This window comes from Microbacterium sp. 4R-513 (genome assembly GCF_011046485.1).
Taxonomy (GTDB): domain Bacteria; phylum Actinomycetota; class Actinomycetes; order Actinomycetales; family Microbacteriaceae; genus Microbacterium.
This window is the reverse complement of sequence record NZ_CP049256.1, coordinates 1,360,324-1,372,563: the sequence shown is the minus strand read 5'-3', so window position 1 is coordinate 1,372,563 and position 12,240 is coordinate 1,360,324. Positions and strand designations below refer to the sequence as shown.

Here is a 12,240-nt window from a genome sequence, read left to right as displayed (position 1 = left end):
CGCACCTGCGGGACGGGGCATCCGTCGCTCGGGCTCGCGTGCCGACGTCAGTCGTCGAGGAGCTCGGCCTCGATCACGTCCTCATCCTCGGAGGGTCCTTCGGCGGCGGCCGGCCCGTCGCTCGTGAGGACGAGCTGCGTGCCGTCGGCCGCGACATCCACCCGCACGACATCGCCGTCGCGGACGCCGCCCGACAGCAGGCCCATGGCGAGGCGGTCCTGGATCTCCGACTGGATGAGCCGGCGCAGCGGGCGCGCGCCGAACACGGGGTCGTAGCCGCGCTCGGCGAGCCACGTGCGCGCCTCGGGTGTCACGGCGAGCGTCAGGCGGCGGTCGTGAAGGCGCCGCTGCAGCGCGTCGACGGTGAGCTCGACGATCTGCGCGAGGTCATCTTCGGTGAGCGCCTGGAACACCACGATGTCGTCGAGCCGGTTCACGAACTCCGGCTTGAACGCCTGCCGCACGAGGGCCTGCACCTGCTCGCGCTTCTGCTCGAACGGGATCGTCGGGTCGATGAGGATCGGCGAGCCGAGGTTCGAGGTGAGGATCAGGATGACGTTCTTGAAGTCGACGGTGCGACCCTGGCCGTCGGTGAGGCGCCCGTCGTCCATGACCTGCAGCAGCACGTCGAAGACCTCGGGATGTGCCTTCTCGACCTCGTCGAGCAGGACGACGCTGTACGGGCGACGACGCACGGCTTCGGTCAGCTGACCGCCCTGCTCGTAGCCGATGTACCCGGGAGGAGCTCCGACGAGTCGCGAGACGGAGTGCTTCTCGCCGTACTCCGACATGTCGATGCGCACCATGGCGTGCTCGTCGTCGAAGAGGAACTCGGCGAGCGCCTTCGCGAGCTCGGTCTTTCCGACACCGGTCGGGCCGAGGAAGAGGAACGAGCCCGTCGGACGGTTCGGGTCGCTGATCCCCGCGCGGGAGCGGCGCACCGCGTCGGACACCGCCTTGACGGCCTCCTTCTGGCCGATGAGGCGCTTGCCCAGCTCGGCCTCGAGGTGCAGCAGCTTCTCGGTCTCGCCCTGCATGAGGCGTCCGACGGGGATGCCCGTCCACGCTGCGATGACGGCGGCGATGTCCTCCTCGGTGACCTGGTCGTTGACCATGCGGTCGCCGGCCGGCTCGTCGCGCTCGGCCGTCATGAGCTCGCGCTCGAGCGCCGGGATCTCGGCGTAGAGCAGGCGCGACGCCTTCTCGAGGTTCCCCTCGCGCTGCGCGCGCTCGGCCTCCATGCGCGCGGCATCGAGCTTCGTCTTGAGGTCGCCGACGCGGTTGAGCGACGCACGCTCGCGCTCCCACCGCGCCTGAAGCTCGTCGAGCTGCGCCTTCTCCTGACTCAGCTGCTCGCGCAGCGCCGCGAGACGCTCCTTCGAGGCCTCATCCTTCTCCTTCTTGAGGGCGAGCTCTTCGAGCTTCAGCCGGTCGACGTGACGGCGCAGCTCGTCGATCTCGAGCGGCGCCGAGTCGATCTCCATGCGCAGGCGCGATGCCGCCTCGTCGATGAGGTCGATCGCCTTGTCGGGCAGCTGGCGCGCCGGGATGTAGCGGTGCGAGAGGGATGCCGCGGCGACGAGCGCGCCGTCGGCGATCGCGACCTTGTGGTGCGCCTCGTAGCGCTCCTTGAGGCCGCGGAGGATCGCGACGGTGTCTTCGACGCTCGGCTCGCCGACGTAGACCTGCTGGAAGCGGCGCTCGAGCGCGGCATCCTTCTCGATGAACTCGCGGTACTCGTTGAGCGTCGTCGCGCCGATCATGCGCAGCTCGCCGCGCGCGAGCATGGGCTTGAGCATGTTCGAGGCCGCGACCGAGCCCTCGCCGCCGCCCGCGCCCATCAAGACGTGCAGCTCGTCGATGAACGTGATGATCCGCCCGTTGGACTCGGTGATCTCCTTGAGGACGTTCTTGAGGCGCTCTTCGAACTGCCCTCGGTACATCGCGCCAGCGACGAGCGCCGAGATGTCGAGGGTGACGAGCTCCTTGTCCTTGAGCGAGTCGGCGACGTCGCCCGCGACGATGCGCTGCGCGAGGCCCTCGACGACGGCCGTCTTGCCGACGCCGGGTTCCCCGATCAGCACGGGGTTGTTCTTCGTACGGCGGGTCAGCACCTGGCTGACGCGCCGGATCTCGCTGTCGCGCCCGATGACGGGGTCGAGCTTGCCCTGCCGGGCCCGGTCGGTGAGATTGATCCCGAACTGCTCGAGGGCGCTCTGCGAGTCCTCCTGTCCGGGCATCTGCGTGGCGTTCATCTGTCTCCTGGAAGCTTTGCGACTAAAACTTGAGTCGTTCTGGCTCAAGTTTAGCAGGCGAAGGATGCCGCGGCAATGCGCGGCCGATCACCCCCGGCGCTTCGCCACGCCGTCCGTAGCCAAGGGGAGCGCGTCAGGCGACGAGCACCTCGGCATCCTTCTGCGCAGCCCGGGCAGCGGGAGCCGTGCAGCAGAAGCGCGCGCGGTAGGCCGTCGGGGTGATGCCGAGCACGCGCGCGAAGTTCTGCCGCAGCACAGCGGCCGAGCCGAACCCGCTCTCGTACGCGATGCGGTCGAGGCCCAGGTCGGTCTTCTCGAGGAGGCGCTGGGCGTGGATGATCCGCTGGCGGGCGAGCCACGCCGCCGGCGTGGCTCCGAAATCGGCCTTGAAGCGCCGTGCGAACGTGCGCGGCGACATGTGCGCCTTCGCGGCGAGCTGGTCGACGGTGAGCTCGAGGCGGATGTTCTCGAGCATCCAGTCGGTCACCGGCGCGAGCGAGAGGCTCTGCACCTCCGGCAGCGGCCGGTCGATGAACTGCGCCTGCCCCCCGTCGCGCTGCGGCGGCACGACCATGCGGCGCGCGATCTTGTTGGCCATCTCGGCGCCCAGCTCCTGGCGCAGGAGATGCAGGCAGGCGTCGAGGCCCGCGGCGGTGCCGGCACTCGTGATGAGGTGGCCGTCCTGGACGTAGAGCACGTCGGGGTCGACGTCGATCGACGGATACATCGCCTTCATCGTCGCGGCGTACTTCCAGTGGGTCGTGGCACGGCGCCCGTCGAGGATGCCCGAGGCCGCCATGACGAACGACCCGCTGCACACGCTCAGCACCCACGCGCCGCGGGCGGCGGCGCGCCGCACCACGTCGAGGACCCGCTCGTCGACGCTCCCCCACGACCGGCGCGGGATCGGCGTCACGACGACGAGGTCCGCCTCGTCCGCGAACGTGAGGTCGTGCTCGACGTTGATAGAGAAGCCGATGTTGGCGCTGACAGGCCCGGGTTCGGGCGTGACGATGCGGAAGTCGAAGTTCGGGATGCCGTCATCCGAGCGGTCGAGCCCGAACGCCTCGCACGCGAGGCCGAATTCGAAGGGCGCGAACCCGTCTTGGACGATGACGGCGACGGTCTTCATGGGCATCTCCCGGTCGTAGCGAGCCGATGCATCGAGGCCGCCCTCACGGTGGCAGTTTTCGCACGATGCCTGTCCATCCTGCCACTCGTGGCAGTTCCGGCGCAAGCGTAGCGTTTCTGCCATGTTGATGGTGATTCTTCTCGCAGCCCTTTCCGTGGTCGCCTTCGCCTCGACGATCGCCGCCCTCCCCAGGGACGGCTACCGCCGGACGCCGACCGACCGCACCCGCCTTCCCTAGCCACGCCGCCGCCCCGCGTCAGCGGGCGCGCACCCGGTCGTAGACCTCGACCATGGCTGCCGTCCTCGAGGACTGGCGGAACCGCTCGCGGATCGACGCATCGGGCACCGGCGCCGTCCCGGCCTCGACGTCGGCGGCGGCCCGCCGCAGCGCGTCCGCGAGCGCGGGGGTCGAGGCATCCCGCACCCGCCAGAAGCCCGAGCCCAGCTCGGCCGCGATGTCGGGGTCGCTCACGATCGAGGGCGTCCCGAGCGATGCGGCCTCGAACACGGTCATCCCCTGCGTCTCGAAGCCGATCGAGGTCTGAACGACCGCATCGGCGGCTCGGATGCGGCGCAGGGTCTCGGCGTAGGTCTGCCTGCCGGCGAAGACGACGGATGCCGCGGGCCGCCGCTTCTCGACGAGCCGGCGCGCCGCGCCGAGCTGTCCGCCGCCGCCGATGATCTCGATGTCGGCGCGGACGCCGGACTCGGCGAGCGCCTCGAGGAAGGGAAGCAGCCGCTTCTCGGGGCTCATGCGTCCGAGCCAGACGAACCTCGGCGGTCCGGGAGTGCGACCGTTCGACGGCTCGGCCAGCGCGGCGTCGAGCACCTCGTCATCGATCCCGTTCCAGATGACGTCGACCCGGCCCGAGGCTGGCACGACGCCGTGCTGCTCGAGGCGCCCGGCGAAATGGCTCGACGGCGCGGTGACGGCCGCGCTGCGGGCCGCGAAGCGGCGCAGATAGGCCCAGCCGTCGACGCCCGCCCCGCCCCCGCCCAGGGCGCGGCGCTCCCACGCGTTGAGCACGCGGAGGACGAGCTTCGGCATGGGAGCCGTCGCCTCGATGCCGACGTCGACGCGGTTGTGCATCGTGTGGACGACGGGAAGCCGGTGCCGAGCAGCGAACCGGTGGCCGATGTACGCACCCCAGAAGTCGGCCTGGACGTGCACGACGTCGACCGCCGGACGGCCGCGGAGCGCGGCATCCACCCATCTGTCGGTCCGGGAGCCGGGCCAGGTGAAGGAGTACTCGCGATCGGGCGTGAGGGGGATGGACGGCAGGTCGACGTAGGCGGGGTCGGGCCGGACGGCCTTCCCGCGCGGCCCGTGCATCGCGGGTGCCACGATCGTGACGGTGTGCCCGGCACGCTCGAGGAACCGCCGCTGCAGACGCATCGAGACCTGGGCCCCGCCGAGCGACTCGACGTGCTGGTCGCCGAACATCACGACGTGCACGGCGGGCCTACTCGGGCAGCGGTTCGTCGCGGTAGAGCGCCTCGAAGGTGTCGAGCGTCCGGTGGATGTCGTGCACCTTGACGCCGTCGAGCGATGCCTGCTGCATGCGCAGGCGATCCTCTGGCGATGCGGTCAGCACATCCGTGAGTCGCGCGGCGAGCTGATCGACGTCGCCCGGCTCAAAGAGATAGCCGTTCTCGCCGTCGTGCACGAGGTGGGGAAGAGCGACGGCATCGGCCGCCACGACCGGCAGCCCCGAGGCCATGGCCTCCATCGTCGCGATCGACTGCAGCTCGGCGATCGACGCGATCGCGAAGACGCTGGCGCGCGAGTAGAGGGAGCGGAGCTCCTCCTCGGACGTGTGGCCGTGGAATGTGACGCGGCTCTCGAGGCCGAGCTGGTGCGTCAGGTGCTCGAGGTTGCGGCGCTGGTCGCCGCCGCCGACGACGTCGAAGTGCACATCGAGCGCCGGGTCGAGCTTCGCGATGGCGCGCAGCACGTCGTCGATCCGCTTCTCGGTCGTGAGGCGGCCGACGAAGAGGATGCGATTCGCGTCGCGCGGGGTCAGGTCGGGTGTGTAGTTCGACCGATCGATGCCGCAGCTGATCGCGATGACGTCGCGGATCTTGATCGTGTGCTCGAGGAACTCGGCCGCCTTGCGCGTCGGCGTCGTCACCGCGCGGGTCATGTCGAACGTGCGCTTGGCGTCGTCCCACGCGAGCTTGACGGCGCGGCGGGTCACGGCCTTCGGCAGGATCGTGAAGTCCAGGACGTTCTCGGCCATCACGTGGTTCGTCGCGACGACCGGGATGCCTCGCTGCCGGGCGATGCGGGTGAGCCCGCGGCCGATGACGATGTGCGACTGGATGTGCACGACGTCCGGCTGCACCTCGCTGAGCACGCGGCGGGCGTAGTACTTGGAGCGGAAGGGCATGACGAAGCGCAGCCAGTCGTGCGGGTACCAGCGCCACGACGGCAGGCGGTGGATCGTCATCTCCTCGCCCTCGATGACCTCGCGGAACGTGCCGTGCTGGCGGTGCGTCTTGCTGGGCGCGGCGACGTGCACGTCGTGGCCTCGTGCGACGAGGCCGGCCGCCAGACGCTCGGCGAACCGCGCGGCGCCGTTGACGTCGGGGAAGAAGGTGTCCGCTCCGATGAGGATGGTGAGTCGCTCGGGGCGCGCGCCGGTGTCGACGGCGGAACTGTCGGGAGTCGCGGGGGGAGTCACGGGAATCGGTGGCTGCCTATCTCTGCGGCGCGCCGGGAAGGGGGCCCAGGCGCCCGACCACTCTACCCGAGCGCCCTTCCGGGCCGCGGAGACCGCGCCGGGGCGGCCCGCTCAGGTCTTGAGGTCCTGCTTGGGAACGACGACCTCACGGATGATGAGCAGGATCGACGCCGTCACCGGCAGGGCTACCAGCACGCCGAGGACGCCCATGAGGGTGCCGCCGACCATCGCGGCGATGAGCACGAGCGCGGCGGGGATCGAGATCGCACGGTTCATGACACGCGGGCTCACGACGTAGGACTCGATCTGGATGTAGACGAGGTAGGCGATGAAGAAGATGAGCGCCTGCTGCGGACTCGAGAAGAGCGCGATGACCGACGCCAGGATCCAGAAGATGACCGAGCCGAACAGCGGGATGAGCGTGATGACGAAGGCCACCACCGCCATGAGGGCCGGAAACGGCAGTCCGATGACGATGTGCAGCACGAACACGACGATCGCGTTCAGCGAGGAGAGCGTGACCGAGCCGATGAGGGCGCTTCCGACGGAGCCGGTGATGCGCTCCGTCATGTCGCTCAGCTTCGGCCGGGACCGCGCCGGCGCGAGCGAGTAGAGCGCGTTCTTCATGGCCGAGAGCGAGGCGAGGAAGTACAGCGTCAGCGCCACGACGATGAACCCGCCCGAGATCGCGGCGACGATGCCGACCCCGACCGACAGCACCCCTCCCCCGAGCGCGGCGAGGAAGGCCGGGTCGGACAGGGTTGCCGCGAGCTGGTCGATCGCGACGCCGAGGCCGACCTGCCAGTCGGCAGGGAGCGCGAGGAACCAGTCGGCCTGCGGGATCTCGTCGAGCCCCTCCGGGATGGCCCGCACGAACTGCCCGATCTGCGCCAGGACAGGCGGAAGCACGAAGATCAGGAACGCCGCCATGAGCAGCGCGAACGCGCCGAAGACGATGCCGATCCCCGCGCCCCGCTTGACGTTGTGGCGCTCGAGCAGCCGCACGATGGGGTCGAGCCCCAGCGACAGGAAGAGGGCGAGCGCGATGTAGACGAGGATCGTCGAGATCGAGATGAGCGCCGCACCGAGGAGCAGAGCGCCGAGCACGCCGAGGGTCGCCGCGAAGCCCCCCACGAGCGGCCGGTCGATGACGGCGAGGATCTTGCCCCTGATGCCGGTCTCGGGTTCCGCGCGGGGGACGGATGCCTCGGCATCCGGCGTCACCAGGGTCGCCGCCATCGGCTGCTCCGCGGGTGGCAGGGGCGCGCCGATCGAGGCGGACGAGTCGCTCATGGCGCCACTGTAGGCCCCACGACCCGGCGAGCGCGCCTCCCACGAGGCCGGGGGATCACCCGCTCGGGATGACACGGTAGGCACCGTCGCGCGGTACGGTTCAGGACATCGGCGGGGACCGGTCCCGCCCGTGACGTCGGGAGACTCTCGCCATGGAACCCGCCCTGACCGCGAACCTGATCTGGATCGCGGGAGTCCTGGTGAACGCCGCGATCATCGTGGCCGCGCTCCTGATCCTCCCCAAGCGCCGCAAACCCACGGCCGCGATGGCCTGGCTCCTCGCGATCTTCCTGTTCCCGTACTTCGGCATCCTGCTCTTCCTCCTCATCGGCAGCATCAAGCTGCCCAAGCGCCGCGTCGAGGAGCAGGCTCGCATCGATGCGCAGATCCGCGAGCGCGTGGCCCTCGCGAACCTCGAGCCCCCACACGAGGACGAGCCGCGGTGGTTCCAGCGCGTGCTCCAGCAGGCGGAGGCGCTGACCGGCATCCCGGCCCTCCACGGCAATGCGATGACACTCAACGGCGACTACAACGGGTCGATCCTGCAGATGGCGCAGGAGGTCGACAGGGCCGAGCGCTACGTGCACGTCGAGTTCTTCATCATCGGGCTGGATGACACGACGCGCCCCTTCTTCACCGCCATGGAGAACGCCGTGAAGCGAGGAGTCAAGATCCGCGTCCTCGCCGACCACGTCGCGACGCGCAAGGTCAAGAACTCGAAGGAGATGACGGCCGAGCTCGACCGGATCGGGGTCGAGTGGTCGTGGATGCTTCCCGTCGAGCCCTTCAAGGGGAAGTACCAGCGCCCCGACCTGCGCAATCACCGCAAGATCGTCGTGGTCGACGGGACTGTCGCGTTCACCGGGTCGCAGAACCTCATCGACCGCAGCTACGACTCGCCGAAGAACATCAAGCGGGGGCTGCAGTGGCAGGAGCTCGTGACGCGCGTGGAGGGGCCCGCGGCATCCGCTCTCAATGTCGTCTTCCTCTCGGACTGGGCGATCGAGACCGGCCAGCAGCTCGCGGACGAGTACGTCGCCGTCGAGTCGATGCCCGCGAGGGGCGATCTGCTGTGCCAGGTCGTGCCGAGCGGACCCACCTACTCGACCGAGAACAACCTCCGCCTGTTCCTCTCGCTCATCTACGGCGCGACCGAGAAGGTCATCCTCACGAGCCCCTACTTCGTCCCCGACGAGGCCATGGTCTACGCGATCACGTCCGCGTGCGAGCGAGGGGTCGAGGTGCAGCTCTTCGTATCGGAGATCGGCGACCAATGGCTCGTGTGGCACGCGCAGCGGTCGTACTACGAGGTGCTGCTGCAGGCCGGCGTGCGCATCTTCCTGTACCCGGCGCCGTACATCCTGCACTCCAAGCACTTCTCGATCGACGACGACATCGCCGTCATCGGGTCGAGCAACATGGACATCCGCTCGTTCAGCCTGAACGCCGAGGTATCGGTGCTGGTGCGGGGAGCCTCGTTCGTCGCCGGCATGCGCGCGGTCGAGGAGGGCTACCGGCAGGCGGGGCGTGAGCTCACCCTCGAGGAGTGGCAGCGGCAGCCGCGCAGCGCGACGTTCTACGACGGCGTCGCCCGCCTCACGTCGGCTCTGAACTAGCACCCAGGAACGGCCGGTTCCGACCGCCTACCCTGGACGCATGCCCCGACTCCAGGCGGACGCCGACGCGACTCTCTGGGTGCCCGTCACCGATTCCCTCGGCTTCCGCGGGCGCCGCCACCGCAGGACGGCGATCAGGATGCTGCTGACCCAGGCGAACCGCGCGATGGGTCAGAGCGAGCGCCAGGGCAACGGGTTCCTCGCGTGGGGCATGAGCCAGGCCGCGCCATTCCTCATGCGCCGCGCAGCCGGCCGGGTGCTCGTCTGGGTCTGGAAGGCCGACCCCGACCTCCTGGTCGTCATGGCGCAGATCCAGGAGGCGACGGCGCAGCTGCGGGCTGCGCGGGCCATGATGCCGATGGAGTACGACGACACCGAGTCGTTCCGCAACCCGTACCTCGGCGTCGGCGAGAAGCTCGCGATGGCGCTGCCCTCCGACCCTCGGACACCGCCGTTCGCGACCTACACGTGGGACACCGGCACCCACTTCATCACGGTCACGGCCGTGTGCTCGGACCGCGAGCGCTTCGGCATCGTGATGGGGAGCATCGACGATCTCGCGCGCACCGTCCGGGTCGTCGACGACGTCGCGCTGGGCGAGTCGCCGACCGTGCTCGTCATCGAGCCGCCCCGCCCCTAGTGCCGCCGCGCGCGCCGGGTCGCGGCATCCGTCGACGAACTTCGGAGATTCGCACCGATCTCGGATCGTTCCCGCCGATCTCTCCGACGTTCGCGCGATTATCCGATGTTCGTCGTCGCGCGGCGCGGGTCAGTCGGGCTCGGCCTGCGCCTGGTGCATAGGCGCGGCGTCGTGGTCGCCCGAGAGCCAGCGCAGCCACCGCGCGTCCGGGTCGCCTTCGAGCACCAGCGCGCGGACGAGGAGCGTCAACGGGATCGAGAGGATGGCGCCGAGGGGCCCGATGATGAACGTCCAGAAGATGACCGAGAAGAAGCTGAGCGTGAGGCTCAGGCTCACGGCGTCGCTCACGAACTTCGGCTGGATGAGCACCTGCAGGGTCACGTTCACGACGCAGTAGATCGCGATGACGACGAGCATGAGGGGCCACCCGCCCACCACGAGCGCGAGCAGCGCCGGCGGGATCAGGCCCAGGACGAACCCGATGTTCGGCACGAAGTTGGTGACGAAGGCGAGGATCGCCCACACCGCGGGCGCGGGAACGCCGAGGGCCCACAGCGCGAGGCCGTCGATGACCGCGACGATCGCACCGAACGTCGCGTTGACGACGTAGTAGCGGCGCACGCCGGAGTTGTAGGCCTCGAAGCGCCGCACCCTCGGCCGCACTCCGCGCCCGAACGCCGCCTCCGCACGTGAATAGCGGGCGCCGTCCGCCGCCATGAAGATGACGTAGGCCACGACGAAGAAGAACGCCGTGAGCACGCTGAGCACGGTGCCGCCGAGCGAGGTGGCGAACGAGAGGACATTGGCGGGTCGCAGGACGGATGCCGTGGCATCCGCCGCCTGATCGTCGAGGCCGATCGACCGCAGCCACGAGACGACCGACTCCGCGGTCGCCTTCAGCTCGTCCTCGTACGAGACCACGAGCCGCGCGAACTGCACGCCGGCGTACCAGAGGAGCGCCACCATCACGGCGAGGATCAGGTATCCCACGACGATGACGGCCGTCGTCGCGGCCCAGCTCGGCCATCCGCGGCGCTCGAGCGGGAACCGCACGGGGTGGCAGATGATCACGATGACGGCGCCGAGGACGAGCGGCCCGACGAGCTCGCGGGCGAACGACAGACCGGCGAGCGCCACGACAGCCGCGGCGAGACCGAGGAGGGTGCGCAGCGTCGGCGAGAGAACCGGCGCAGCCGGAGCTGGTGCAGTCGGTGGCAGCGGGCGGTGGCGCTTCACGGCGTCAGGCTAGCGTCGCGGCGGCGCGCTCCCGTGCGGGCGCGCGCAGGCGGTGAGATCCGGGATGCCGCGGCTCACGCCGCCTCGCGCGTGTCCTGCTCCTGCCTCGGGTGGACGACCAGCTCGGGCGCCTTCGTGACGAGGAGCCAGACCGGGAAGATGATGAGGCACATGAGGGGCAGCACCGCGATGTCGCCGGTGAGCACGACGCCGACGAAGAGCGCGATCCAGCCGTCCCGGGTCGCGGCCAGGATGATGCCCATGACCCCGCATGCGACGGCGAGCGAGATCGGGATGCCGGGGATGAGGGCGTAGGCGAGCAGGCCGAAGGCCGTGCCGACGAAGACGGCGGGGAAGATGCGTCCGCCGCGGAAGCCGGCACTCGCGGCGATGAGCAGTGCGACGATCTTGACCGCCGTGAAGAGGGCCAGCTCCGGCGCCGAGTAGTCGCCGGGATGCTCGAGCAGGTCGGCCGTCTGGGCGAGGCCCTTGAAGAGGGTGATCGGCCCGCCGATGATGCCCAGCACCCCGAGGATCATGCCGCCGAGCGTCGTGAAGATCAGCGGATTGCGCAGGGCGTGGAAGGCACGGTGCAGGTACGGGAACACGAACGCCGCGGCGATGCCGAGGAGGGCTGAGACCCCCGCGACGAGGACGCCCTGCAGAAGGTAGATCCACTGGTACTCGCCCATCGGCGTCAGCTCGAAGGCGATCGGCTCGCCGCCGACGAGGATCATCGTCACGGCGCCGGCGCCCGCCGATGCGAGGGGTAGGCACAGCTTGTCCCACAGCGTTCCCGGCATCGCGAGCGCGCCGACCGTGCCGGTGAGGACGAGCGCCGCAGCCACCGGCGTCGCGAAGAGCGCTCCGATCGTGCCGGACACGGCCAGCAGCACGAGGAACGCCGGTGGGACCCGACGCGAGAGGCGCCCGAGGAGCGCCACCGCGAGCGCCGAGTTCACGGCGATCGTCGGATTCTCAGGCCCGAGGCTCACTCCTCCCGCGAGCCCGAGGATCGCAACGAGGAGGATGGTCGGCACGGCGCCGAGCTTGGGCGGCGGCCCGCCCAGCTCCGTGGTCGCGGAGTCGGGTCCGCCGTGACCCGGGACGAGCCACACGATCGCCCCGACCGCGGCTCCCGTGAGGGTGAGGACGAGGAAGATCCACCACGGCGTCTCCTCGGTCGCGCCGAAGTAGCCGGGGAGCGTGTCCCACAGGAAGTGCTGGAGGTCCTCCGACACGAGGTCGAGCGCTCGCAGCACGAGCGCCGATCCGACGCCGATCACGAGGGCCGGGACGGCACCGATGAGCAGCGCGCGGACGCTGACCGCGGACGGGATGGTGTCGCTCATGGGCCTCCTTCATGGCCGGGGATCGCGCGCCG

9 protein-coding genes are annotated in these 12,240 nt (G+C 69.9%); 2 read left to right on the top strand and 7 right to left on the bottom strand.

Translation table 11 applies throughout. The features are described 5' to 3' along the window. Positions 1-47: 47 nt before the first annotated feature. The 5 genes from G5T42_RS05980 to G5T42_RS05960 form a co-directional block, all read right to left on the bottom strand. Complete coding sequence (locus G5T42_RS05980; protein ID WP_165126783.1) at positions 48-2,255, bottom strand: AAA family ATPase; 2,208 nt, start codon at positions 2,253-2,255, stop codon at positions 48-50. Between the two features lie 133 nt (positions 2,256-2,388). Beyond that, the gene (locus tag G5T42_RS05975) at positions 2,389-3,387 is read right to left on the bottom strand and encodes a helix-turn-helix domain-containing protein (RefSeq protein ID WP_165130103.1); all 999 of its coding nucleotides are present in this window, start codon (positions 3,385-3,387) and stop codon (positions 2,389-2,391) included. A gap of 256 nt (positions 3,388-3,643) precedes the next feature. Continuing rightward, complete coding sequence (locus G5T42_RS05970; RefSeq protein ID WP_165126780.1) at positions 3,644-4,843, bottom strand: glycosyltransferase; 1,200 nt, start codon at positions 4,841-4,843, stop codon at positions 3,644-3,646. A 7-nt stretch (positions 4,844-4,850) separates the two neighbouring features. Continuing rightward, positions 4,851-6,071 (bottom strand): glycosyltransferase, encoded by a 1,221-nt coding sequence (locus tag G5T42_RS05965; protein WP_165126777.1) that lies wholly within the window; start codon positions 6,069-6,071, stop codon positions 4,851-4,853. A gap of 111 nt (positions 6,072-6,182) precedes the next feature. Next, positions 6,183-7,364: an AI-2E family transporter gene (locus G5T42_RS05960; protein WP_241245976.1), complete on the bottom strand. Its 1,182-nt coding sequence runs from the start codon at positions 7,362-7,364 to the stop codon at positions 6,183-6,185. Between the two features lie 152 nt (positions 7,365-7,516). Between G5T42_RS05960 and cls the strand changes: the two genes are divergently transcribed. Together cls and G5T42_RS05950 are read left to right on the top strand one after the other, a co-directional pair. Next, on the top strand, positions 7,517-8,980 hold the full coding sequence (cls, locus tag G5T42_RS05955; protein WP_165126774.1) for a cardiolipin synthase: 1,464 nt from the start codon (positions 7,517-7,519) through the stop codon (positions 8,978-8,980). A 40-nt stretch (positions 8,981-9,020) separates the two neighbouring features. Next, positions 9,021-9,620: a hypothetical protein gene (locus G5T42_RS05950; protein WP_165126771.1), complete on the top strand. Its 600-nt coding sequence runs from the start codon at positions 9,021-9,023 to the stop codon at positions 9,618-9,620. 129 nt (positions 9,621-9,749) lie between these two features. On the opposite strand, the gene G5T42_RS05945 is transcribed toward G5T42_RS05950, so the two are convergent. Beyond that, entirely contained in the window at positions 9,750-10,856 is a 1,107-nt protein-coding gene (locus G5T42_RS05945; RefSeq protein WP_241245975.1) for an AI-2E family transporter, read from the bottom strand. Positions 10,857-10,930: 74 nt separating this feature from the next. Further along, positions 10,931-12,208, bottom strand: a complete 1,278-nt coding sequence (locus tag G5T42_RS05940; RefSeq protein ID WP_165126768.1) for an ion channel protein — start codon at positions 12,206-12,208, stop codon at positions 10,931-10,933. Positions 12,209-12,240 lie beyond the last annotated feature (32 nt).